This is a genomic window from Haloarcula pelagica (genome assembly GCF_030127105.1).
GTDB classification, from domain to species: domain Archaea; phylum Halobacteriota; class Halobacteria; order Halobacteriales; family Haloarculaceae; genus Haloarcula; species Haloarcula pelagica.
This window is the reverse complement of sequence record NZ_CP126161.1, coordinates 186588-210135: the sequence shown is the minus strand read 5'-3', so window position 1 is coordinate 210135 and position 23548 is coordinate 186588. Positions and strand designations below refer to the sequence as shown.

The window sequence follows — 23548 nt, the reverse complement described above, 5'->3', positions numbered from 1 at the left end:
CACTTTCACCCCCCGCTCGTCTCTGCTGGGATATGACACACGAGATCGCCGTGATCCCCGGCGACGGGATCGGCCAGGAGGTCACACCCGCCGCCGTCGAGGTGCTTGAGGCAATCGAGACGGTCGACTTCGAGTTCGTCGAAGGCGACGCCGGCGACGCCGTCGAGGCGGAGACGGGGACGGCACTGCCGGACGCGACCGCGGACCTCGCCGCCGACGCCGACGCGACGCTCTTTGGCGCGGCCGGCGAGACGGCCGCCGACGTGATCCTCCCGCTGCGGCAGGTCGTCGGCTCGTTCGCCAACGTCCGCCCGGCCGTCGCGTACCCCGCACTCGATGCGGTCCAGCCCCACACCGACCTCGTGTTCATCCGGGAGAACACCGAAGGCGTCTACAAGGGCATCGAGAGCGAGATCACCGACGGAGTGACCACGTGTACCCGTGTCATCACCGAGGACGCCTCCGAGAAGATCGCCGAGTTCGGCTTCGATTACGCGCGACAGAACGGCTTCGACGACGTGACCATCGCCCACAAGGCGAACGTCATGCGCCAGACGGACGGGCTCTTCCTGGAGACCGCCGAGGAGGTCGGCGCCGAACGCGACGCCGAGTACGACACCGCACTCATGGACGCGCTGGCGATGCACCTGGTGATGAACCCCGAGGACTACGGCGTCGTCATCTGTCCGAACCTCGCCGGCGACATGCTCTCGGACCTCGCGGCGGGGCTGGTCGGGGGCCTCGGTCTGCTCCCGTCGGCAAACGTCGGCGAGGAGAACGCACTGTTCGAACCGGTCCACGGCTCCGCGCCGGACATCGCGGGCGAAGGCGTCGCCAACCCCTCGGCGATGATCCTCTCGGCCGCGATGCTGCTCGATCACCTCGGCTACGACGAGGAGGGCGACCGCGTCCGGGACGCCGTGGAGACGGTGCTTGAAGCCGGCCCACGGACTCCCGACCTGGGCGGGGACGGCACCACCGAGGAAGTGACCGCGGCGATCCTCGACGCGCTGTAATCGAGCAAAAACAGTCACCTTCCGATAGAAAGGCGTAAAACCGAAGCGAAACAATCACACTGCGAGGATGCTCCCGGCCGAGCGCAAACGGACTATCGTCCGACTGGTGACCGAGCGAGACGGCTGCTCAGTCGCGGAACTGGCGGCGGAACTGGACTTCTCGAAGGCCACGATCCGTCGTGACCTCCGTGACCTCGAAGCCGAGGGCCGCGTCGAGCGGTCCCACGGCGGCGCCGTCCCCAGTTCGTCCGTCGGGACCGAACGCTCGTACGACCAGCGGGAAGTCGAGAACCTCGACGCAAAGCGTGCGATCGCCGGCCGGGCAAGCGAGGAGATCCGCGAAGGACACGTCGTCTTCTTCGACGCCGGGACGACGACGATGGAGGTCGCTCGCGCGGCCCCGGAGACGGACTTTGTCGCAGCTACGAACATGCCAGAGCTAGCGACGGAACTTTCGGGCCGCGATCTGGAGGTCAAACTGACCGGGGGGACGCTCCGCGCACGGACCCGCGCGCTCGTGGGACCGACCGCAGAGGCGTTTCTGGACCGGACGAACTTCGATCTGCTCGTCCTCGGGACGAACGCGCTCGACGCGACCGCCGGGCTGTCGACGCCCAACGAGGACGAGGCCGCGGTGAAGGCCCAGATGATCGACCGGGCCGCACGAGTGGTCCTCGTCGCGGACCACTCGAAGTTCGGCGAACGCAGTTTCGTCTCGTTCGGGGACCTGTCGGCGATCGACCTGCTCGTCACCGACAGAGCGCCGACAGGCCCGCTCGCGACAGCGCTCGACGACGCCGGCGTCGCCGTCGAGGGAGTCAACGAATGATTGTCACAGTCACCTACAACCCAGCAGTCGACCAGACCGTCCAGTTCGACGAGCCGATGGAACCCGACCGCGTCATGCGGGCCGAGAGCGCCCGCTACGACGCCGGTGGCAAAGGAATCAACGTCGCCCAGTTTCTCACCGCGATGGACAAACCCTGCGTGGCGACGGGCCTGGCCGGCGGGTTCACCGGTCGCTTCGTCCGGGAAGACATGCAGTCCGGCGGCGTCGAGACCGACTTCACCGAGATCGAGGGCATCACCAGACTCAACACGACCGCGCTGGCCGACAGCGAGGAGTACAAACTCAACCTCAACGGCCCCGCCGTCGATAGGAGCGTCGTCGACGCCGTTCTCGAACGTGTCCGCGCACACGATCCGGACTGGGTGCTCGTCGGTGGGAGCCTCCCGCCCGGCCTGGAGATCGCGGACATCGACCGGGTCGCGACGGCCGGCGACTGGGAGACCGTCGTCGACGTTGAAGGGACGATCCTCAGACGGCTCGACGCTCGCTACTCGATGTGTAAGCCCAACCGCCACGAACTGGGCGACGCGACCGACGCCGATGTCTCTACTCTGGAAGGGTGTGCGCGTGCCGCCGGCTCGTTCCGTGACCAGGGGTTCGACCGCGTGCTGGCGTCGCTGGGCGCCGACGGCGCGGTGTTAGCGACGGGCGACCAACTCCTGTACGCCGACGCGCTCGACATCGACGTGGTCGACACCGTTGGTGCCGGCGACGCGTTGCTCTCGGGTGTCCTCTCGGCCTGGGAAGCCGGGCAGAGCGACGAAGCGGCTCTCAAAACGGGCGTCGCGGTCTCGTCGCTGCTGGTCTCACAGGCCGGCACCGGCGTCCCGTCGTTCGACGCCGTCGATTCGCTGCGGGACGAAGTTGCCGTCCGGACACTGTAGCTCAGAACTTCTCGACGTAGTCCTCGACGAACGCGACGATCTCTGTCTGGGACGGTTGATCGGCCGTCCTGACGAAGTGGCCGGCGACCGCGTTGCCAAGCAGGATCGACGCCGCGGCGCCGAGCCCGAGGACGCGCCCGATCGCCAGCCCGGCGTTGAAGTGGTCGCCGGAGCTGGTCGTCAGCGCCGGGTCGTCGACGGCCGGGACCGCGACGCTGTGGGTCCCGTCGCCCGTGACGACGACAGAACGGTCGACGCCGTGGCCGACGAACCAGGTCGGTCCCAGGGCGTCGAACGCGACTTCTGCTGATTCCTCGAAGGTCCGGTCGGTCGCTCCGTCGTAGGCGTCCGCCAGGATGCCCGTCTCTGCGCGGTTCGAGGAGACGACCACGTCGGTCACCTCGTCGAGCCGGCCGATCGCGTCACGGCCGGCCCGGAGCCGATCCGTGTCGAGTTTCCGCACGTCGCCGGGATCGACAAGCACCGTCCCCGGCGGGTCCTCGATCCGGTCCCAGGCGTCCCGGAGACCGTGGTACACGTCCGGCAGGTCGGGTGTCTCGGACCAGTAACCGGTGCCCAGGAGCGCGGCGCCGTCGAGACGAGCCAGCAGCCGGTCGTGGCCGAACCGCTCGTCCAGCGTCGCCCAGTCTAAGTCCATCGTGTCGCCGATTTCGGTCAGCATCAGCTTCCCGTCGTCGAACTCGACGGCGTCGGTGACGCCGGGCTCGCCGATGCTGTGGAGATCGAGGTGGCCGAACTCCGCGTCGAACGGCTCCCGGACCGGATCGTCGTACATCCCGATCAACGTCGTCTCGAACCCCCAGGTGTCGAACGCCCGTCCCAGGTGGCAGGTGTGGCCGCCGGTCCGGCTCCCGTCCTGGAGCCACTCGAAGGTCAGCGAGCTCTCGGCGGCGACCGACTGTTCGACGCGCTCGCCGAAGCCAGCGAGCGTCGACAGTCGCTCGTAGGTCTCGGGGTCCGAGCGGTCGGCGACGACCTCGCGGACGCGGTCGAGGTAGCCGTCGAAGCCGAAGACGACGTGGCCGTGTGCGTCCGGAGCGAAGCCGGCTTCCAGGCCACGCTGTGCCTGCGCGACCGCGTCTCGGGTCTCGTGGTCCGGTTCGTCGGCTGGTGAGTCCGCCATCGCCTACAGCACGTCGTCGGCGGCCGCGCCCTCGAAGACGACCGGTTCGAGTTTGTCGAGGATCTCGTAGGGGTCCTCGCGCTGCCAGACGTTCCGGCCCACGGCGAGTCCGGAGACGCCCACGTCCATGCAGTCCTCGACGAGTTCCAGGAAGTCCCGGTCCGAGGTCTTCGACCCGCCCGACAGCAGGACGCGGTTGTCCGCGGCCGCGTCGACGGCGTGGGCCATCGCCTCCTTGCTGCGGGGGTACTTGACCTTCGTGAAGTCGGCGCCCAGCTCCAGTCCGAGCCGGGCCGCGTAGGCGATGATGTCGGGCGTCCGGTGGTCCTTGACGGCCTGCCCGCGCGGGTACGACCACATCGCGATAGGTAGGTCGTGGTCCCGAGCGGCCTCCTGGACCGGCCGGAAGTCCTCGAAGGAGTCGGGCTCGCGGTTGATGCCGGGATAGATCGTGTAACCGATGGCGTCGGCGCCGAGTTCGGCGGCGTAGTCGACAGACCAGTTCTGCGGGGAGTAGGGGTCACCCATCCAGAGGTCGGAACTGCCGTTGAGCTTCGCCAGCAGGTTCACGTCGTCCTCGTAGCTGGGGTAGTACGTCTCGGCCAGCCCCTTACCGACCGCCAGCGCGGTGACGGCGTCGTGGGTCGCCATCTCGAACACTTCCCGCGGGTCGAGGCGTTCCTCGACGCCACTGAACTGCTTGGGGCCGTGTTCCAGCCCGTGGTCGTGAGCCAGCACGAGCGTCTTGTCGTCGCGAACGATCGGGGAGTCATCCACAGGTCGCATGTAACCGAACTACCCAGAACGGCCATTAACCGTTTTCGGTATCGATCGTTTACTACTGTTCGTGTTCGTTTTTGCTCGTGACACCCGCTCCGGAAACGATACTGCTCGGTTCGCCGGCGCCGTTTTCTGGGTCAGGCCTGTTCGCGGACCGAGTCCCACCGGCCGTTCGACTCCAGTTGCTCCTGTAGTTCCTCGGCGTACTTCTGGGCCAGTTCGGCGGCTTCCTCTATGCGGTCGTCGTTCCCGCCACCACCGAGGCCGAGGGCGTCCTTGACACCCGAGAAGAGCCCGCCACCGCCCGACCCGCCCGAACCACCGGAGCCGCCACCCGGTGCTCCGCCCATCGCCGACTGCTGTTCGATCCGGTCGAGTTCCGGCATGATGCTCGGTAGCTTCGACGTGTTCGCGACGATCCGGGCCGACTCCGGGTCGTCGGCGTTCTCGATCTCGAACTCTACGGCAGTCATGACCAGCCCCCACTGCTGGCTGGAGAACGATGACACTTCGACCTGGTCGTTGAACTGCTGGTCGACCTGCATCCGCTCGGCGGCGATCCGGTCGGTCCAGTTGCTGTCGCTCATGCCAACCGGTTAGGTGGCCTGATGTATGAGCGTTTCCCGCCCCGAGTTACAAGACCCCTGGCCCCCAAGACCGCGCCATGACAACGGTCGGCTTCATCGGCCTGGGCGCGATGGGCGCACCAATGGCGTGGAACCTCGACGACGCTGGGTTCGACCTGGTCGTGTACAACCGGACGACCGACCGCGAACAGCCGTTCGCCGAGGCGGGCGTCTCGGTCGCGGACTCCCCGAAACACCTCACCGAACGCGTCGACGTAGTCTGTCTCATCGTCAGTGACGGCGATGCCGTCCAGCAGGTCCTCGAACGGGAGCGGGGTATCCTGGAAGGCCTCGACGAGTCGACGACGGTCGTCCAGATGAGCACCATCGGGTACGCCGAGACTATGGCTGCGGCCGAACTCGTTCGGGAGACGGGCGCCGAGTTCGTCGACGCGCCGGTCTCCGGGACGGTCGGCCCGGCACGTGAGGGGACGCTGGTCGGGCTGGCGAGCGGTCCGGACGCAGTCGTCGAAGATGTCCGCCCGGTCCTCGCGGCGATGTGTGACCCGGTCGTCCACTGTGGCGAGGTCGGCCAGGGGACCAACATGAAGCTGTTTATCAACCTCCTGCTGGGCGACGCGATGGGCGCGTTCGCGGAGGCGCTGGTGTTCGGCACGGCCAATGGGCTGGGTGTCGACGACATGCTCGAAGTCGTCGAGAACGGGGCGCTTGACTGCCCGCTGTTCGAGGGGAAAGGCGCGCTCATCGCCGACCGTGACTTCGAGTCGCGGTTCCCGGTCGACTACCAGCACAAGGACCTCTCGCTGGCGCTGGACCGGGCCGGCGACCTCGGCGTCCCGCTCTCGCAGACGGCCGCGGCCCGCGAGGCGTTCAGCGCGGCACGGGGCAGCGGCTACGGCCGCGAGGACATGGGAGCGGTGGTCAAGCCGCTCGAATCGACGGTCGACGTGACAGTCGAGGACGACTGATCAGAGGAAGTCGGTCATGTCCGGGGCGTCCCCACCCTGGTCGCCGCTCCCGCCGAACGCCTCGGCGATGGCGGCCATGAACGAATCCAGCCCGCGGGTCTGGTACCAGACCGCCCCCGGTCCGGTGAAGTCCATGACGAGTCCCTCGCCGCTGAGCAGCGTCGACTTCAGCCCGCCGATCCGCCGGGCGTCGAAGTCGACCGACTCGGTCCAGGCGACGACGTGTTCGTTGTCGACGGTGTAGGTCTCCCCGTCGGCCAGCTCCTTCCGTTCGATGCCGCCGAAGGCCTCGATGAGCACGTCACCGGTCCCTTTCAGCGCCAGCGGCGTGATGCTCGCGCCGGCCAGCATCGACTTCAGCCCGCCGAACTCCGAGTCGATGTCGATGGCCGGATCGGAGGCCAGATACGCCCCGTCGACGGCGTACAGCGTCTCTCCGTCCAGGGTATGATGGTTCACGTCCCCGGGTGTCGGCGGCGCGAGCGTGATGGTCCCGGAACCGCCCTCCGCGGTGAACTCGTTGGCCAGGAACGACTCCCCGCCCAGCATCGACTTCGCGGAACTGAGCAGGCCGTCCCGGCTGGTCGTCGTATCGATCGAAACGTTCGTCGTATGGCTGACCATCGCGCCGGGTTCGGCCATGATGGTCTCACCGTCTTCGAGGTCGACGACGACGTGTGTGTAGGATGGCTTGTGTGAGAGTTCGATCTCCATAGCGAGGGGTTCGCTCGGGATGGTATATAAAGTTAAGCTGAGGTACAGGATCGTGGTAGGCGGGCCTTACCGAACGTCGACCCACTCGCCGCTGTCGTCGCTGCGTTCGACGGCGTCGAGCACTCGCTGGACGGCCAGTCCGTCGGCGAAGTCCGGTTCGTAGTCGCCGCCCGCCGCGACGCTCGTGAGGAACTCGTAGTTCTCGTGGACGAACGTGTGTTCCCAGCCGATGACGTGGCCTGGGGGCCACCAGTGATCGAGGTAGGGGTCGCTTTCGTCGGTCATCAGGATCGTCTCGTACCCCCGACTGTCCTCGCGGAGCAGTTCGAGTTCGTTGAGCCGTTCCAGCGAGAACCGCAGGCTCCCCTTCGAGCCCTGGATCTCGATGGTGTGATCGTTCTTGTGGCCGTTGGCGAACCGCGACGCCTCGAGAGTCCCGACGGCACCGTTCTCGAACTCCACCTGTGCGCTGTAGGCGTCGTCGACGGTGACCGGTCGCGTCTCGTCGCTCCCCTCGACCGGCCGCTCGTCGACGAAGGTGGTGAGGTGGCCGCTGAGTCGGTCGATGTCGCCGACCAGGAACCGCGCGAGGTCGACCGTGTGTGCACCCAGATCGCCCAGCGCCCCGCTGCCGGCCATCTCGGCGTCGTTGCGCCAGGACCACGGCGCCTCGGGGTCGACCAGCCAGTCCTGGAGGTACCGGCCCCGGAAGTGGTGGATCTCGCCGAGTTCGCCGTCCTCGATCAGTGCCTTCGCGTACTGGATCGCCGGGACGAACCGGTAGTTGAACGCGATCCCGGCGGGCACGTCCGCGTCGCCCGCCGCGTCGGCCATCGCCTCGGCGTCGTCGAGTGTCGGCGCCAGGGGCTTCTCACAGAAAGTCGGCGTACCGGCCGAGAGCGCCGCGACGGTTGGTTCCCGGTGGACGTGGTTGGGACCGAGGTTGTAGAACACGTCCACCTCGTCGACGACTTCGCGCCAGTCGGTCGCGTAGCGGTCGAATCCGAGCCGGTCGGCGGCCTCACTGAGTGCGTCCTCGTCGCGCCCCACGATCACGTCGCGGTTCAACGCCGGCGCGTCGTCGAAGAACATCGGCAGCCGCGCGAAGGCGTTCGCGTGGGCCTTACCCATGAAACGATACCCCAGGACGCCGATGTCGAGTGGTGTGTCGGTCATGAGTTATTCCGCCCAGTAGGCGTCGCCGGGTGTCGTCTCGAAGACGGCCCGATCGAGCACGTCGACGGCCTTCTCCAGCCCCTCGCGCGCGCTGGTCAGCGAGTCCTCGTGCTCGATCGAGAGCGTCCCGTCGTAGCCGACCATCCGCAGCGTCGAGACCACGTCCTTCCAGTGGCTCTCGTCGTGGCCGTAGCCGATCGAGCGGAACAGCCACGAGCGGTTGGGTTCGTCCGTGTAGGGTGCGGTGTCGAGGACGCCCTTCTCGCGGGCCTCCGAGTCGTACACCTTGGTGTCTTTGGCGTGGAAGTGGTGGATCGCGTCTTCTTCACCCAGCAGCCGGATCGCCTCGGTCACGTCGATGCCCTGCCAGTACAGGTGCGAGGGGTCGAAGTTCGCGCCGACGTGGTCGTTGGTCGCCTCGCGCAGTTTCAGCATGCCGCGTGGCTCGTAGACGAGCATATTCGGGTGCATCTCGATCGCCACGTTCACGTCGTGCTCGGCGGCGTGGTCGGCCAGGTCGCCCCAGTAGTCGGTCGCGACCTCCCACTGGTACTCGTGGGCCTCGGCGTGCTCGGTCGGCCACGGCGCGGTGATCCAGTTGGGTACCTCGTCGTTCGGTCCGCCGGCGGGCAGCCCCGAGAAGCAGGTCACGGCGTCGACGCCCAGTTGGTCGGCCAGCCGGATCGCCTCCCGGAGTTCCGTGTCGGCCGCGGCCGCGCGCTCGTCGTCGGGATGCAGCGGGTTGTTGTGTGTCGCCAGCGCGCTGACGGTCATCCCGTGTTCGTCGAGCAGTTCCCGGAGTTCTGCCTGCGCGTCCTCGTCGTCGAGATACTGGTCTCGTGGCAGGTGGTCGTCGCCCGGGAACCCCCCACAGGCGAGTTCCACGGCGTCGACGCCGATGGTATCCAGGTACGACAGTGCCTCCGCAAGCGACTGGCCCCCCAGTGGGACGGTGAGTACACCGACTTGCATGGATGGTAGTGCGGAAATGATGATAATAAATCCTTGCTCCCGACCCGGAGTCGTCGCTCAGGCGTCGGTCTCGTAGCGCTCGAACAGCGTCGTCAACTGCTGGGCGCGCATCGTGAGCATCTTCGCGTTGACGTACATCTCGCCCAGCGCGAGGTTCTGCTCCTCGGCGATGGCCGCGACGTGTTCGGCCTCCTCGACGTTCTGGCGCGAGGTCTCGGCGACATCGTCGGCGATCGAGGCGACCTCCTCGGAGGTGGCCGCCTGGTCGTCGGTCGCGTTGCTGATCTCCTTGACGCCGGTGGAGGTCTTCTCGACGTGTTCCATGATCGACTCCAGGGCGGTCAGGCCCTCTTCGACGGCGTTCTGGCCGTCCTCGACCGAGTCTTGCATCTCGGTGATCTCGTCGACCGCGTCCTCGGTCTGGGCCTGGATGTCGCCGATACGGTTCTCGATCTCGTTGGTCGCCTCCTTGGTCTCCTCGGCGAGCGTCTTGACCTCGTCGGCGACGACGCCGAACCCGTTGTTGTTCGCGCCCCCGGAAGAGGCGTGGGCCGCCTCGATCGAGGCGTTCAGGGCCAGGATGTTGGTCTGTTCGGCGATGTCGTCGATGAGGTCGACGATCCGGCCGACCTCGGTCATCTGGTCGTCGAGGGTCCGGACGGTCTCGACGACCTCGTCGGTCTGTGTCACCGTCTCTGACATCGTCTCCTGTGCCGATCTGGCCGCTTCGATCCCCTCGACGGTCCGGCGTTCGGTCTTGTCGGCCATCTCCGTGACCTCGTTCGAGGAGGCCGCGATCTCCTCGATCGTCGCGGACATCTGTGACATCTCGTCGCTGATCGTCGTGATCTGCTGGTGTTGCTCGTGGAAGACATCGGCGATCTCCTGGACGGTCTCGGCGACGTTCTGTGAGGCCTCCTTGACCGCCTGGGTCGCGGCGGTCACCTGCTCCGAGGAGTCGGCCACGTCACCGGAGAACTCGTCGGCCGTCTGGATCGTCTGCTCGAAGGCCGCGGCCATCTCGTTGAACTCCGCTCCGAGTTCGTTCAGCGCCGTCGACGGGGTGTCCTCGGCCATCCGTCGGCTGAGGTCGCCGTCGTTCGTGGCGTCGATCGTCGCACAGCACTCGCCGATGTAGGCAGAGAGCTCATCGTGGCTCATGCCCTCGGCGGTCGAGACGCCTCCGTCGGCCGCCGCAGTAGCCTGTGTCCCCGTTCCTCTGGCCGCGGTTTCGAGATCGGCGAGTTTCGTACGTACCGTTTCGAGTTCGGCTTCGACCGCCGCCGTGGCCGCGCGTGCGTCGTCCCGTTCGGTTCGGTACTGTTCGCGGTCCGTCGCCAGTTCGTCCAGCCGTTCCCTGACGGCGACGATCGTGTAACCGCCCCCGACCGCCGCGACCACGGCGCCCCCCCAGCGCCAGCGGCCACCGCAGCCCCGGGCGGACCGAACCCGATCACGGCCACTTGATAGAGTGCGTGGAAGAACTGCCCAGCCACGCCAGCAGTAACCCACCTGTGTCCTGTCCGTGCCATAGTACGTCCTATCGACAGACCCGATATAAATTCTCTTGCCCCCCGTCTTCAGGATTGAGAATGCGCACGGTAGCTTGATAACCACCAGTCGAAAACTGGGGGGTATGTCACGGGCATCGACTGGGGGCGGGGCGGATGTCGAGTTGCTACATCGACTCGTCGGCGGCGACGGCGGGGCCGCACTGGAGGCGCTCTTGGAGGGGTTCACACAGCAACATCCCGGCGTCCCGCTGAGCGATGTCACCAACGAGAACCTGAGTCTGACAGTCAAGAGCCGGATTCTCAAGGAGGACCCCCCGGATATCTGGATCGAGTGGCCGGGCAAGAACCTCGAACCGTACGCCGACGCGGGCGTCATCGGTGACCTGTCGCCGGTCTGGAACGACAGCGACATGGAGCGCAACTACCTCGACGGCCCGACGGAAGCCGCACGGCTCGACGGGACCTATCGGGCAGTCCCGCTGAACATCCACCGCATCAACAACCTCTTTATCAATCCCTCGCTGGCCGACGAGGTCGGTGTCGACCCGTCACGGATCGACAGCCCCAGCGCGTTTGCCGACGAACTGGAACGGATCGACACCGAGACCGACCACGTCGGGATGTTGTTCCCGATGAAAAACCCCTGGACGGTGCTCCAGGTCTTCGAGACGGTCCTGCTGGGCGAGGAGGGCCACGACACTTATCGGGCAATCAGCGACGGCCAGGCGAGTCAGCACCGCCGTGAGATCGTCCAGGCTCTAGAGATCGTCCAGCGCTACGGCGCGGTCGCGACGGACGACCGCGTGTACCTCTCGCTGACGGACGCGAACGAACGGTTCGTCGAGGGCGGTTCGGTGTTCTTCCACCAGGGCGACTGGGCAGCAGGGGCGTACACGGAAACAGAGGGGTTCGATTACGAGTCCGAGTGGTCTCACGTCCCGTTCCCGGGGACGGAGGGCTACTACGCGATGAACATGGACTCGATCGTCTCTGCCGCCGACACGGACAACCCATCGGCCGTCGAGACGTTCCTGCGCTATGCCGGCTCCGCCGACGGCCAGCGCCGGTTCAACCAGAAGAAGGGGTCGATCCCGCCCCGGACGGATGTCGACACCGGCCAGTTCACGCAGTTCCTGCAGGACCAGCAGCGGGCGTTCCAGCAGTCCCGGAGTCAACCTCTCTCGATCACCCACGGTCTCGGCGTCCGCCCGGACCAGCTCATCGAACTCAAGACGGCGATGTCCGCGTTCGTCTCGACGTGGGACGTGGAGTCGGCCGCCGACGCCGTCATCACGGCACTGGAACACGCGGCGTGAGGGCGTTGGTCCCGCCACTCCGGCGGCGCCCAGACCCTCGTCTCCGACAGTGTGAGTCCCTCACGTGCACGAAGCACCGCATCGCGGTTTCCTCTACACTTTTGTAACGGGGGTAGCAATGGCCTGTCATGGGACAGGCAAACGACGTGGATTACGCTGACCTGCACGATCCGAACGCGGAGTACACGATGCGCGAACTCTCGGCGGAGACGATGGGCGTCACCGCGAAACGCGGTGGCGGCCGCGATGTCGAGATCACCGATGTCCAGACCACGATGGTCGACGGGAACTTCCCGTGGACACTGGTCCGCATCTACACCGACGCCGGCATCGTCGGGACGGGCGAGGCCTACTGGGGCGCCGGCGTTCCGGAACTCATCGAGCGGATGAAGCCGTTCGTCGTCGGCGAGAACCCGCTGGACATCGACCGCCTCTACGAGCACCTCATCCAGAAGATGTCGGGTGAAGGGAGCGTCGAGGGCGTCACGGTCACCGCCATCGCCGGTATCGAGGTCGCGCTGCACGACCTCGCCGGCAAGATCCTCGAAGTCCCGGCCTACCAGCTACTGGGCGGGAAGTACCGCGACGAGATGCGCGTCTACTGTGACTGTCACACCGAGGAAGAGGCCGACGCCGACGCCTGCGCCGAGGAGGCCCGCCGTGTCGTCGACGAACTCGGCTACGACGCCCTCAAGTTCGACCTGGACGTGCCCAGCGGCCTGGAGAAAGACCGCGCGAACCGCCACCTCCGGCCCGGCGAGATCCGCCACAAGGCCGAGATCGTCGAGAAAGTCACCGAGGAAGTCAAAGACGAGGCCGACGTGGCCTTCGACTGTCACTGGACGTTCAGCGGGAGTTCGGGGAAGCGCCTGGCCGAAGCCATCGAGGAGTACGATGTCTGGTGGCTCGAAGACCCCGTCCCGCCGGAGAACCTCGAAGTCCAGGAGGAGGTCACCAAGTCCACGACGACGCCGATCACCGTCGGGGAGAACCGCTACCGCGTGACCGAGGAACGCCGCCTCATCGAGAACCAGGCCGTCGACATGGTCGCACCCGACATGCCGAAGGTCGGCGGGATGCGCGAGACCCGCAAGGTCGCGGATGTCGCCAACCAGTACTACATCCCGGTCGCGATGCACAACGTCTCCTCGCCGATCGCGACGATGGCGAGCGCCCACGTCGGCGCCGCCGTGCCGAACTCGCTGGCCGTCGAGTACCACTCCTACGAACTCGGCTGGTGGGAGGACCTGGTCGAGGAGGATGTCATCGAGGACGGCTACATCGAGATTCCGGAGGAGCCCGGACTCGGCCTCACCCTCGACATGGACGCCGTCGAAGAGCACATGGTCGAGGGCGACACCCTCTTCGACGAGGAGTGAAGCGACTCGTCGAGCCGGCGGATCGCCGATTCGCGTTGGTCGACGCTGCGTAACCCCGGTTCACGCTATTCTCGCACTGTTGACGATTTTTTCCGTCCGGCCGTTAAGATCGCACGCCGTCGGGGGAGGGCCACGGTCCCGGAAACTGGGTTCACCAGCCCGGTGTACGCCCGTACACCGACGTACTCCCGAAACGAGTATATCCGGTGTACGGCCGTACAGCGCCGGTAAACGACCGTTCAGGGTTATATGCGGCTCGCACCTCGGCTCGACCTGCGATGTCGACGATTCGACTCCGACTCCGCTCCCGATCAGGGAGAGACAGCACCGCTCGCGACCGCCTGCGTGCCCATCCACGGGGAGGTGAGCCGTGACCCTCGCAACCGACCGCGAGTCCGACAGCGGTGCCTCGCTGCCCCCGCGAGTCCGCGCCGGGCTGGCGGCGCTCGGCATCACCGTCGTCGCGTTGGTGACTGGAATCGTCGGCATCGTCGCTGCCGGTGTGGTCCTCCGCGCCGTCGGCGTCCTGACGGCCCCCGCTGTCTGGGCCCTCAAGCTCCACTCCGTTCAGGTCGGGTTCGCGGCCTTCGCAGCCGTGTTTCTCGCCTGGCGCGGCGACCTCGGCCACTACTGCAAACTCCGCGTCCCGACGCTGGCAGACGCCGCCTGGATCGTCGCCATCCCGCTGGTGTTCGCGGCACAGGGCGTCGTCCTCTCCCCGGTGTTGGCCGCCCTGGGACTGCCACATCCCGATCAGGGGACTGCCGTAGGGAGTATCGACCTCGCGACCCGGCCGCTGCTGTGGCCGGCCGCGTTCGTCGGGATGTTCCTCTTTGCCGCCCCGGCCGAGGAACTCGTCTACCGTGGGATCGTCCAGGGGACGCTTCGTCGGGCGTTCGACGTGGCGGGCGTGGTAGTGCTTGGCGGACTCCTGTTCGGACTCATGCACGTCCTGATCGGCTTCCTCACGCCGAGCGTCGCGCCGGCCGGTGCGCTCCGCTGGGGGCTCACCACGGCTCTCCCGGGGATGGTGTGGGGGTATGCCTACGAACGCACGGAGAACTTGATCGTGACGGCGGTCACGCACGCGATGTCGTGGACGATTTCCTTCCACGAGCTGGTCCTGGAACTGGCCCCGCTCTGACGCCGGCCGCTCAGAGCTCCTCCCACACCGCCCGGAGTCTCGTTCCGGGGCGTCGAAGCAACGCCGCTGCGTCGCCGACCACAGCGGTCGGTTCGCGCCGGAACCGCCGACAGGCGGGGATGATGTCGTGTTTCAGCGCCTGTGCGCCCTTGATGAGGAGGACGCCCGCGAGCCCCGTCAGGACGACCAGCGCGGACAGAGCCATCACGATCCAGACCTCCGCTCGGGTCGCTAGCAGGTTCTGTTCGGTCACCGTATCGGCGAACCAGCCGACCAGCAGTGGTAACGCGGCGACGGCGGCGGTCTTCAGCAGGCCGTCGGCGCGCTCGTCCCAGCGGTTCCCGTGTTCGGCCGCCGCGGCCGCGCGGCCCTGCTGTCGGTAGGTCGCTGCCGGGACGAGTTCCACGCCGTCGAGGCTCTCCGTATCGTCGAGCGTCTGTGAGACCGCGTTCGCGCGGTCGCTGGCCCGATCGACGACCGCCTGGCGGTCGACTCCGTGGAGGGATCGCAGCCGTTCGGTGACGAGTCTGGCGTCGGCAAGCGCAGCCGTCAACGCTTCCTCGTCGAGGTCGTCGAAGGCGAGTTCGAACTGACGGTCGGGGTAGTCCGCCAACACCTCGAAGTCCGTGACCCCGGCACGCACCCGCTCGCGGATCTGTCGTTGGTCCCTTCGGCGCTGGTGTTCGTCCTGTTCGGCGAACGCCTCGCGGATGCGGGACCGCTGTGTCTTGGTCAGGAGTGACGCGGGCTTGTCGTCGGACCGGTCGCTGTCTGCCATCGGTATCAGCGCCCGATTCGCACGTGCTTGGGGCGCCGTGGCTCACGGCGATCACCGGCTGTGCTGTCCGGTGTCAGTTCCGTGTGGAGGGGGGTCATTACGGTCGCGGTAACGACCCCGGAGATAAAAACGGCCTTGGTACCCGGACACCTCGGTCCCGCGCTCGCTGACACCGCCGAGTATCAGTTCCTGTAATTAGACCGAACGTATTTATCAGCAATACAGAGTTTGACTGTGTATGGACGACCCGGTCGAAATTCTCCACGTAGAACCGACCCCGGAGTTCGCCGCGGAAACCCGCGAACACTTCGACCAGGTCGACGGCAACGTCCGAGTCAGGACGGTGTCGGGAGCGACCGCGGCGCTGGACGAACTGTGCACGTCCCGGATCGACTGTGTGATCTCCGACTACGAGATCCCCGATTCGGACGGGCTGGAACTCCTCCAACGGGTCCGCGAGGAGTTCCCGGACCTGCCGTTTATCATCTTCACGGGAGCAGGGTCGGAGGCGGTCGCAAGCAAGGCCCTGACCGGTGGTGCGACCGATTACATCTCGAAAGGGGACGACACGGAACAGTTCGATCTTCTGGCAAACCGCGTCCTGAACGCCGTCGAGCGGTATCGTGCGACCCGCAGAGCGGCCGCCGAGGAACGCGTCAGCCGGGTGGTCAGGGCCGTCGACCGGGCGCTGGTCCGGGCGGACTCCGAGGCCGACATCGAGGGGGACTGCTGTGAGATACTCAGCGACGCCGATCCGTACACGTTCGCGTGGATCGGTGGGGTCGACGAGGAGACCGGCCGGATCGAGCCTCGCGCTTGGGGCGGTGGCGCGGACGAGTACCTGGAGTCGATCACGATAACTGCCGACGAGACGCCGACGGGGAACGGCCCCGCGGGCCGGGCGGTCAGGACGGGGACGCTGGCCGTCTCACAGAACATCCACGACGACGAGGCGTTCGAGCCCTGGCGCGAGGCCGCCACGGAGTACGGGTTCCAGTCCGTCGCCGCGATTCCGCTCCACTACGAGTCACGGCGCTACGGACTGCTCGTGGTGTACGCGGACCGATCCCACGCGTTCGACGAGGCGGAGCGAGACCTGCTGACCGACCTGGGCGACGACATCGCCCACGCCATCCACAGCCGGACGATCCGGAGCGAACTCCGCCGGACGACCGCCCGTATGGAGGCGCTGTTCGCCGATGCGCCCGACATGATCACCGTCCACGACACCGACGGGACGCTTGTCGACGCGAACCGGACGACCCGCGAGCAGCTGGGGTACACGAGCGAAGAACTCGACGGGATGTCGGTCTGGGAGGTCGACGCGGAGATGGACCCGGCGGCAGCGCGGGCGTTCTGGGACCGGATGGACAACGGGAGCCGCCACGAACTGGAGACACAGTTTCGTCGGGCGGACGGGTCGACGTTTCCCGTCGCGGTCCACTTGCGCAAGACGAACGTGAACGGGGACACCCAGTTCGTCGTCAACAGCCGCGACATCACCGCTCGGAAGGAGCGCGAACGGCGACTGGAGACACGGTCCGAGGCGCTCACCGCTGCCATCGACGGGATGGCTATCCTCGACACCGACGACAGGTACGTCTTCGTGAACCCGGCCCACGCCGAGATGTACGGGTACGACGACCCGGACGCGCTTCTCGGCGAGAGCTGGCGGCTGTGTTACGGACCCGACGAGGAAGCCCGCTTCGAGCGCGAGGTGTTCCCCGAACTCGCCGAACACAGGGAGTGGTTCGGCGAAGCTACCGGACTCCGGGCCGACGGCGAGACGTTCCCGCAGGAGGTCTCGCTGACGAGACTCGACAACGGGTACCTCATCTGTGTCGTCAGGGACGTGACCGAGCGACGGACCTACCTCCGGAACCTCGAAGCGATCCAGCGCCGGACTCAGGCGCTGATGGAGACAGAAACCGTCGCCGAGACGGCGCAGGTGGCGGTCGAGACGGCACAGGACATCCTGGACGCGGAACTCAGCGGCTTCCACGTTCTCGACGAGGCGGACGGGCGGCTCCGGCTACTGACCGAGACCGAACCGATCGGCCGAACCTTCGAGCCACTGCCGGGGTACCACCGCCGGGACGACGACCCTGTCTCGGCGGTCGTCTGGGAGGCCTTCGACGCCGGCGATCCCCTCTACATCCCTGACACCGCCGACCACGACCGACTCGCCGGCAACACGCCGGCGCGGAGCGGCGTCATCCAACCGATCGCCGACCACGGCGTGTTCATCGTCTCCTCGACGCGCCCCGACGCCTTCGACGAGACCGACCGGGCGCTCGTCGACCTGCTCACGTCGACGCTGACGGTCGCGCTTCGCCGGGTCGACCGCGAGTCGCTCCTGCAGGAACGGGAACGCGAGCTCACGCGCCAGAACGAGCGTCTAGAGGAGTTCGCGAGCGTCGTCAGCCACGACCTGCGGAACCCGCTGGAAGTGGTGAGCGGGTCGCTGGAACTGGCCGCACAGACGGGCGAGGAGGAGCACTTCGACCGGGGCCGCCGAGCCGTCGGTCGGATGGAACAGCTCATCGACGACCTGCTGTCGCTGGCCCGGGAGGGACACCCGGTCGGCGAGATGGACAAGGTCGACCTCGGGACCGTCGCCGAACGCTGCTGGACGACCGTCGCCACCGACGAGGCACGGCTCCAGGTCGCGGAGTCCGTCGAACTCACCGCCAGCGAGAGCCGACTGAAACAGCTCCTCGAAAATCTGTTTCGGAACAGCGTCGAACATGGTTCGACGGGCAATCGGACGGGGTCCGATGACAGCGTGGAGCATGGCTCCACGGGCAGTCGGCCGGTGGGAGACGACAGCGTGGAGCACGGCGAGGAGGGGGTGACCATCACCGTCGGGGCGCTGCCCTCCGAGTCCGGGTTCTACGTCGCCGACGACGGGCCGGGGATTCCCCCGGACGAACGCGAGGCAGTCTTCGAGAGCGGCTACTCGACGGCCACCGAGGGAACCGGGTTCGGGCTCGCGATCGTCGACCGCATCGCGTCGGTCCACGGGTGGGACCTCTCGCTGGCCGAGAGCGACGACGGCGGGGTCCGGTTCGAAGTGGTGACCGATCCGTCGGCGTGAGCGGCGAGACGGGCCACGGTCGGTGGTCCGGAACAGGCTCCGATAGAGCCATTGGCTCGGCCGCCCAACCCGACGGCGTGGCGCCTGCCCTCTCGAACCTCGCCATCACGGTCGTCGTCGGTCCCGGTATCCTCGCCCACGAGTACGCCCACTACGTCGCCTGTCGGCTGGTCGATGTCGACGTGTACTCGCCGCCCGCGCTCCGTCCGCTGGCCGACGACGCCCTCCTGGAACACGAACCGGTCGACTCGTTCGCCGCGGATTTCCCGATCGCTGTCGCCCCCTTCGCCGTGAACTCGGTGCTCGCGTTCGCGGCCTTCTGGGCGCTCCACGCCACTGCTGGCCCGCTCCAGTGGGTGTGGCTCTGGCTCGGTGTCGCCTTCGGGTTCACCGCCCTGCCCAGCGCGACCGACACTGCCTCGCTGCTCCGAACGGCGGGGACACTCCCGGGAGCCGTACGGCCGCTTGGCTACCTGCTCGCAGCGCCGGTGTGGTTGGCGACCCGCTCGATGGCGGTCGCCGGCGTGTTGACGTTTCTCTGGACGGGCGTGTTGTTCGTCCAGAGCGCCGGTCCGGCCTGAAAAACGCGCGGCCGTGGCCGATCAGAGCGTGAACTGCTCGACGGTCGTCCCGGCGGTGTCCAGGTCGGTGCTCGTCGCGGCGGCGACGGTCACCTGGTTCTCACCGGGCACGACATCGAGCCTGACGACGAACTTCCCGCTCGTGGGCTCGGTGACGGTCGTCTCGGCCGGCGTCTTGATCGCGACGAGGTCGCCGTCGGTCTCGACGCTGACCACCAGTCCGCCGGACTCGTAGTTCGTGTCGACCCACAGGTCCGGGCCGGCGGGTCGCTCGGTCTCTAGGTACCGCTGCCGGACGACTTCGGGCGTCTCGATCGGCTCGCCGTTGTCGATCCCGTGGGCCAGTCGGACGAACTGGGCCATCGACCAGGCCAGCGGCGTCGCCGATCCGGTCCCCTCGCCGAACTCCCAGTTGTAGTCGCTGGGTCGCTCAACGTCCCAGACCTGCTCGGGGATCATCCGGCCGGAGTTGGCGAACCCTTCCATCGTCTCCAGCAGTCGGTCGGGCGCGTTGTCGCCGTCCGCGCCGGCCAGCAGTTCGTACTCCCCGCGCTCGCCGGTGAAGATCGGCCAGAGCCGACCCTTCCCGTCGGGTTCGTGGGGATGCCACGGTGCTCCTTCGGGATCACGTTCGAGTTCGCCGTAGCCGTCGCCGTTGTACCGGTAGAACGCCGGTCCGTGGGGCGTCTCGACGCGGATCGTGTCGTCGACCGCGGAGACGCTGTTGCGGATCGTCTCGTCGTCCCAGGGCTTGATCCCCAGGCGGACGAGTTCGAGGAAGCCGGCGTCGACGATGGCCCGCTCTTCGAGTTTCGGCCCGCCGTTCGCCAGCGCCCGACGGGAGCCGTCGTCGGGGTCCCCGTGTCGGGTGACCCGGCAGTAGTACGGCGTCTGATCGAGGCCGCTGGTCCCCTCCTCGGTGGCGGTCCAGTCCTCGACCTCGTCGACCCAGGCGTCGGCGACGGCGTGCCAGACGAGCGCGTCGCCCTCGTGGCCGGTCTCGGACGCGAGCCAGCCGGCACACGTCAGCCCGGCGATCTCCGCGGCAAGCGAACTCGGCGAGAAGCCCGACTCCTCCTCCCAGCGCTCCTGGGCGGTGACCGGGCCGTTCCGGACCACGTAGTCCGAGGAGCGACGGACGTTCTTGTAGTCGTAGTCGGCGTCGCCGAAGCCGATGCCCTGCTGTGCCAGGTGGTAGGCCATCACCTGCGGGAACGAGATGTTGTCCATCTGTTCGCCGCCCCAGCGGGTCCGTCCCTGGAGGTAGGTGTTTTGCGGGATGAACCCCTGGTCGTCCTGCTGGTACTCGTAGATGTACGACAGCGCCTCCTGAGCGGTCTCCAGTTCGCCAACCGCCTGGAAGGCGGTGAACGTCTGGTAGAGGTCACGCGACCAGACGAAGTTGTAGCCGTACGCTTTCGGCCGGTCGGCGGGGACGACCTCGCCCCACGGCACCGACGGGCTCGCGATCGCCGCACCGTGATACGTCTTGTCCTCGCAGGCCTGGAGAACCATCAACGAGGCCTTGTACTGGGCCGTCAGCGCCTCGTCGTGGGCGACCGAGGCCGGCAGTTCCTTGTCGGCCAGGAACGACTCCCAGCTGTCCTCGTAGGCCGCTCTGACGGTGTCGAACCCGCGTGCGAGGGCGCCGTCGGCTTCCCCGAGCGCGCCGGCGGTGTCCGACTCCTCGGCGAAGCCGAGCGCGACCGTCTCGCTGAGGGACTGGCCGGAGCCGATCCGGCCCACGAGGACGACGTTCTCCTCGTCGACCTCGTTCGAGGAGTGGGGGATCTCGCCGTCGACGAACAGACCGTCGATCCGGTCCGTGCCGGCCACTTCGGCGGAGGCCCAGTCGAAGGCGGACTCGCTGGTCAGCGCGACGGCGACGTTGAACGGCTCGCCGTCGTCGTCGACCAGTAGCGGGTCCTCGTCGTGCACGTCGAACGCGGCCGCGTCCCGGGCCGCGAGCGAGTAGTCCCCGGGCTTGCCGAGCAGGAGGCCCCGGTCGGTGTCGCCCGTGTTCGTCAGCGCCGTGTCCGCGACGGTAAAGACATCGTACGTACTGTCGTCGTCGGCCTCGAAGGTCACCTTCGAGAGCACGGCGTCGTGTTCGGGATCGGTGACGTAGTCGGCCACCAGCGTCCACTTGTGACCGTGCCCGTCGCCGGTCTCGGCGACGGTGTGTCGGTAGACGAGGGCGTCCTCCTCGAGGAGTTCGACCGAGCGCTCGATCGTCTCGGTGTGGTCGTCGGTGCGGTCCTCGTTGTGTGTCCGAGCGACGTAGTCGGAGTCCTCGTCCCTGTCGACGACCAGGAAGTCCATCGTCCGGAGGTTCATCGTGTCGATCCGGGGGTAGCGGACCTCGGTCAGCGCACCCTCTGTCAGGGTGAACCAGACCTTCGACGAGCCGTCGCTGTGGTGGTCGGCGACGGTCCCGACGCCGAACTTCTCGCCGGTCGTCCAGTGGGGTCTGTCACCGGGGCCTTCCGGTGCCGACGGCGTCGGCAGCGCGCCCAGGTCCCGCAGGACTGCCGTGGCTCGGAGCCGGACCGCGTGGCTCCAGCCAAGCGGCGCGGCGCTGTCGGTGTTCCCGTCGTCGAACACCTGCTCGGCCAGGAAGCCGGCGTCCGTGACGAACGGGCCGTCGTTCCGGAGATAGCTGTACAGCTCACCGGCCAGGTCGAGCGGCTCCTCGGCCGCTTTGCCCTCCGTCCGGAGGAGCATCCCGAGTTCGGCGGCTGCGGTGGTCCCCAGTGCGGTCGCGACCGACCAGAGCTTCTCGTGGGCCTGTTCGTTCGTCCGCCAGCCGTCGCCCTCGTAGCGGATCAGCCCGGTGACACCGTTGCCGGTGTCCCGATACAGTGCGTCGACGACGTTCTCGACGTGGGACTGCAGGCGGGTCAGCGTCACCTCGTCGACGGCTTCGACCTCGGCGTAGGCGCGGACGGCGCCGGCCAGTTCCAGCGCGGCGGAGTCGGCCACCTCGTCGAGGTCGCCGTCGTCGAGGCGCATCGCGTAGAACTCCCGGTCGGCGCTCCACAGTTCGTCCAGCGCGTCGTAGACACGCTCGGCCTGCGTGGCGGCGTGTTCCCGCAGCCCCGGCTCCAGGGGCGCGTCGGCGACTGTCGCGTACGCCTCCAGGTACTTCGCGGTGGTGTGGGCGAACTGGCCGGACATGTCCTCCCAGGCGTTCTGACACCGCTCGGGCAGTCCGTTCTCGGCGAGCGCGTCGTCGAGGCCGCCGATGGCGTCGTGGATGGTCCCGACGATCTCGGAACGGGCCTGGGCGTCGAGGATGTCCTCGCGCTCGTCGAGCAGTTCCGCCAGGTAGGTCGTGACGGCGGCGGTCTGGTCGGCCTGGTAGCCGTCGCCGTCGCCTTCGAGCCGCTCGTTGGCCCACCCGGGGGCGAGCCGCTCGTCGACGGCCCAGATCCGGTGTGGCCAGGTCCCGTCGTCGAGCTGGGTTCGACAGTACAGCATGGCGCTGTCGAGCAGTTGGTCGTCGAGGTCGAGTCCGAGTCGGTCGTCGGCGTCGAGCAGCGCGGCCGAGACCTCGCTGTCGTCCCGGAACCACGTGTAGCCGTAGCCGCCCGTGTGTTCGAAGAACGGATCGAACTCGGGCGCGGCCAGCCGAGCGCCGTTCGAACTCGTCAACAGGGAGAGCGCGCGGAGGTCGGCGGTGACCGCGTCCGCGTTGGGCGTGTCTTCCGGGACCTCGTCGATCGAGCGTTCGAGCGCTGCGTCCCGGAGCGCGTCGACGGAGGCGTGTGACCGCGCGGCGTGGGTCACGTCGATGAGTGCCTGTTCGCGGCTCGTCTCGTCGTGGTCCGAAAGCTGGGTCGCCAGTGTCGTCCGCGCGGCCCGGCCGACCCGTTCGAGGTCGGCGGTCACGACGATGTCGCCGGTCAGTGCTTCCTGATCGGGCTTGCCCTCGTGGTGCTCGCGCGGGTACTCGATCGCGGCGTCGTCCAGGAGTTCACCCATCGTCTCGACACGGTTGCCCATCGCCATCTCCAGTTCGGTCGAGGCGGCGACGTAATCGTGTTCGCGGCGGTGGTAGACTTCGACGACCCGCTCGTCGTCGTAGCCGGCCGACTCGTGGATGAGCCGGCTGACCTGTGTCTCCTTGCCTTCCGGCGCGAGGGTCATGAACGCGACCAACTGTGCGTCGGGCGGAACCTCCCCACGGAGTTCGACGTGGGTGAGGTGTGCCCGACCGAGCGTCAGGTCGTACTGGTGGACGCTGAACGCCCCCGCGTCGTATTCCGTCTCGACGAGGGCCGTCTCGCGGTAGTAGTGCTGTCGGATCGGTTCGACGTGATCGAACCAGAGGACGCCGTCGCCGGTGTCGATCCCCAGTCGGGAGCGGTCGACGCCGTGGAGTCCGGAGAGTTCCGCGGAGTAGTCACGGAACGATCCGTCACGCTCGACGTAGACGAGTCTGTCGCCGAATCCCGAGAAGGTCCCCGTCGTCGTGGGGGCCTCGCCAGGGAACGGCTCGTCGAGGCGACGTTTGTAGTCGTTGAGCGCTGTTCGCAGGCGCATGGTTGAGAGAGAGCGGAGATCATTCATAACACCTGTGATGGAGGCGAGTCTTATTACCACCCGTAGTACCCGATTGAGAAAGCTCTTTTAGGCAGTCCCGACA

General features: G+C 67.4%; 18 protein-coding genes. 9 read left to right on the top strand and 9 right to left on the bottom strand.

Translation table 11 applies throughout. The annotated features are described in order from the left end of the window. The first annotated feature begins 32 nt into the window (after window positions 1-32). The 3 genes from P1L40_RS01015 to pfkB all read left to right on the top strand — a co-directional run bounded on the left by P1L40_RS01015 (window position 33) and on the right by pfkB (window position 2750). Window positions 33-1016 (top strand): isocitrate/isopropylmalate dehydrogenase family protein, encoded by a 984-nt coding sequence (locus tag P1L40_RS01015; protein ID WP_284009455.1) that lies wholly within the window; start codon window positions 33-35, stop codon window positions 1014-1016. A gap of 67 nt (window positions 1017-1083) precedes the next feature. Beyond that, window positions 1084-1845 (top strand): HTH-type transcriptional regulator GlpR, encoded by a 762-nt coding sequence (gene glpR / locus P1L40_RS01010; protein WP_284009454.1) that lies wholly within the window; start codon window positions 1084-1086, stop codon window positions 1843-1845. Continuing rightward, window positions 1842-2750 carry a 1-phosphofructokinase gene (gene pfkB, locus P1L40_RS01005; RefSeq protein WP_284009453.1) on the top strand — a complete coding sequence of 303 codons (909 nt, stop codon included), beginning with the start codon at window positions 1842-1844 and terminating at the stop codon, window positions 2748-2750. Before glpR ends, pfkB begins: the two co-directional genes overlap by 4 nt. A 1-nt stretch (window position 2751) precedes the next feature. Here the strand turns inward: pfkB and P1L40_RS01000 are convergent, their stop codons facing one another. From P1L40_RS01000 to P1L40_RS00990, 3 genes are all read right to left on the bottom strand, one after another. Next, window positions 2752-3894: a hypothetical protein gene (locus tag P1L40_RS01000; protein WP_284009452.1), complete on the bottom strand. Its 1143-nt coding sequence runs from the start codon at window positions 3892-3894 to the stop codon at window positions 2752-2754. Window positions 3895-3897: 3 nt separating this feature from the next. Then, the gene (locus P1L40_RS00995) at window positions 3898-4680 is read right to left on the bottom strand and encodes a class I fructose-bisphosphate aldolase (RefSeq protein ID WP_284009451.1); all 783 of its coding nucleotides are present in this window, start codon (window positions 4678-4680) and stop codon (window positions 3898-3900) included. 131 nt (window positions 4681-4811) lie between these two features. Further along, on the bottom strand, window positions 4812-5261 hold the full coding sequence (locus P1L40_RS00990) for a DUF5799 family protein (protein WP_284009450.1): 450 nt from the start codon (window positions 5259-5261) through the stop codon (window positions 4812-4814). A gap of 77 nt (window positions 5262-5338) precedes the next feature. Between P1L40_RS00990 and P1L40_RS00985 the strand changes: the two genes are divergently transcribed. Continuing rightward, complete coding sequence (locus P1L40_RS00985) at window positions 5339-6229, top strand: NAD(P)-dependent oxidoreductase (protein ID WP_284009449.1); 891 nt, start codon at window positions 5339-5341, stop codon at window positions 6227-6229. On the opposite strand, the gene P1L40_RS00980 is transcribed toward P1L40_RS00985, so the two are convergent. From P1L40_RS00980 to P1L40_RS00965, 4 genes are all read right to left on the bottom strand, one after another. After that, complete coding sequence (locus P1L40_RS00980) at window positions 6230-6943, bottom strand: TIGR00266 family protein (RefSeq protein ID WP_284009448.1); 714 nt, start codon at window positions 6941-6943, stop codon at window positions 6230-6232. Between the two features lie 66 nt (window positions 6944-7009). Beyond that, complete coding sequence (locus tag P1L40_RS00975) at window positions 7010-8119, bottom strand: Gfo/Idh/MocA family protein (RefSeq protein WP_284009447.1); 1110 nt, start codon at window positions 8117-8119, stop codon at window positions 7010-7012. A gap of 3 nt (window positions 8120-8122) precedes the next feature. Next, window positions 8123-9091, bottom strand: a complete 969-nt coding sequence (locus tag P1L40_RS00970; protein ID WP_284009445.1) for a sugar phosphate isomerase/epimerase family protein — start codon at window positions 9089-9091, stop codon at window positions 8123-8125. Between the two features lie 57 nt (window positions 9092-9148). Beyond that, window positions 9149-10492 (bottom strand): methyl-accepting chemotaxis protein, encoded by a 1344-nt coding sequence (locus tag P1L40_RS00965; protein WP_284009443.1) that lies wholly within the window; start codon window positions 10490-10492, stop codon window positions 9149-9151. Between the two features lie 235 nt (window positions 10493-10727). On the opposite strand from P1L40_RS00965, the gene P1L40_RS00960 reads away from it, so the two are divergent. From P1L40_RS00960 to P1L40_RS00950, 3 genes are all read left to right on the top strand, one after another. Beyond that, the gene (locus P1L40_RS00960; protein ID WP_284009442.1) at window positions 10728-11921 is read left to right on the top strand and encodes an ABC transporter substrate-binding protein; all 1194 of its coding nucleotides are present in this window, start codon (window positions 10728-10730) and stop codon (window positions 11919-11921) included. Between the two features lie 128 nt (window positions 11922-12049). Further along, window positions 12050-13300 (top strand): mandelate racemase/muconate lactonizing enzyme family protein, encoded by a 1251-nt coding sequence (locus P1L40_RS00955; protein WP_284009440.1) that lies wholly within the window; start codon window positions 12050-12052, stop codon window positions 13298-13300. A 370-nt stretch (window positions 13301-13670) separates the two neighbouring features. Next, window positions 13671-14444, top strand: a complete 774-nt coding sequence (locus P1L40_RS00950; RefSeq protein ID WP_284009439.1) for a CPBP family intramembrane glutamic endopeptidase — start codon at window positions 13671-13673, stop codon at window positions 14442-14444. A gap of 10 nt (window positions 14445-14454) precedes the next feature. Here the strand turns inward: P1L40_RS00950 and P1L40_RS00945 are convergent, their stop codons facing one another. After that, entirely contained in the window at window positions 14455-15222 is a 768-nt protein-coding gene (locus P1L40_RS00945) for a hypothetical protein (protein WP_284009438.1), read from the bottom strand. A 238-nt stretch (window positions 15223-15460) separates the two neighbouring features. Here P1L40_RS00945 and P1L40_RS00940 point away from each other — a divergent pair, with 238 nt between their 5' ends. Together P1L40_RS00940 and P1L40_RS00935 are read left to right on the top strand one after the other, a co-directional pair. Continuing rightward, window positions 15461-18319, top strand: coding sequence for a PAS domain S-box protein (locus tag P1L40_RS00940; protein WP_284009437.1), 2859 nt, complete (start codon window positions 15461-15463; stop codon window positions 18317-18319). A 77-nt stretch (window positions 18320-18396) separates the two neighbouring features. Continuing rightward, on the top strand, window positions 18397-18900 hold the full coding sequence (locus tag P1L40_RS00935; protein ID WP_284009436.1) for a hypothetical protein: 504 nt from the start codon (window positions 18397-18399) through the stop codon (window positions 18898-18900). Window positions 18901-18921: 21 nt separating this feature from the next. On the opposite strand, the gene P1L40_RS00930 is transcribed toward P1L40_RS00935, so the two are convergent. Beyond that, window positions 18922-23445 (bottom strand): DUF7997 domain-containing protein, encoded by a 4524-nt coding sequence (locus tag P1L40_RS00930; RefSeq protein ID WP_284009435.1) that lies wholly within the window; start codon window positions 23443-23445, stop codon window positions 18922-18924. Window positions 23446-23548 lie beyond the last annotated feature (103 nt).

Excerpts from the sequence above, each read along its gene's own strand:
- P1L40_RS00970 (WP_284009445.1), bottom strand. The coding sequence starts at position 9,091 with ATGCAAGTCGGTGTACTCACCGTCCCACTGGGGGGCCAGTCGCTTGCG.
- P1L40_RS00990 (WP_284009450.1), bottom strand. The coding sequence starts at position 5,261 with ATGAGCGACAGCAACTGGACCGACCGGATCGCCGCCGAGCGGATGCAG.
- P1L40_RS00940 (WP_284009437.1), top strand. The coding sequence starts at position 15,461 with ATGGACGACCCGGTCGAAATTCTCCACGTAGAACCGACCCCGGAGTTC.
- P1L40_RS00955 (WP_284009440.1), top strand. The coding sequence starts at position 12,050 with ATGGGACAGGCAAACGACGTGGATTACGCTGACCTGCACGATCCGAAC.
- P1L40_RS00985 (WP_284009449.1), top strand. The coding sequence starts at position 5,339 with ATGACAACGGTCGGCTTCATCGGCCTGGGCGCGATGGGCGCACCAATG.
- pfkB (WP_284009453.1), top strand. The coding sequence starts at position 1,842 with ATGATTGTCACAGTCACCTACAACCCAGCAGTCGACCAGACCGTCCAG.
- P1L40_RS00960 (WP_284009442.1), top strand. The coding sequence starts at position 10,728 with ATGTCACGGGCATCGACTGGGGGCGGGGCGGATGTCGAGTTGCTACAT.
- P1L40_RS01015 (WP_284009455.1), top strand. The coding sequence starts at position 33 with ATGACACACGAGATCGCCGTGATCCCCGGCGACGGGATCGGCCAGGAG.
- P1L40_RS00930 (WP_284009435.1), bottom strand. The coding sequence starts at position 23,445 with ATGCGCCTGCGAACAGCGCTCAACGACTACAAACGTCGCCTCGACGAG.
- P1L40_RS01000 (WP_284009452.1), bottom strand. The coding sequence starts at position 3,894 with ATGGCGGACTCACCAGCCGACGAACCGGACCACGAGACCCGAGACGCG.
- P1L40_RS00945 (WP_284009438.1), bottom strand. The coding sequence starts at position 15,222 with ATGGCAGACAGCGACCGGTCCGACGACAAGCCCGCGTCACTCCTGACC.
- glpR (WP_284009454.1), top strand. The coding sequence starts at position 1,084 with ATGCTCCCGGCCGAGCGCAAACGGACTATCGTCCGACTGGTGACCGAG.
- P1L40_RS00980 (WP_284009448.1), bottom strand. The coding sequence starts at position 6,943 with ATGGAGATCGAACTCTCACACAAGCCATCCTACACACACGTCGTCGTC.
- P1L40_RS00975 (WP_284009447.1), bottom strand. The coding sequence starts at position 8,119 with ATGACCGACACACCACTCGACATCGGCGTCCTGGGGTATCGTTTCATG.
- P1L40_RS00995 (WP_284009451.1), bottom strand. The coding sequence starts at position 4,680 with ATGCGACCTGTGGATGACTCCCCGATCGTTCGCGACGACAAGACGCTC.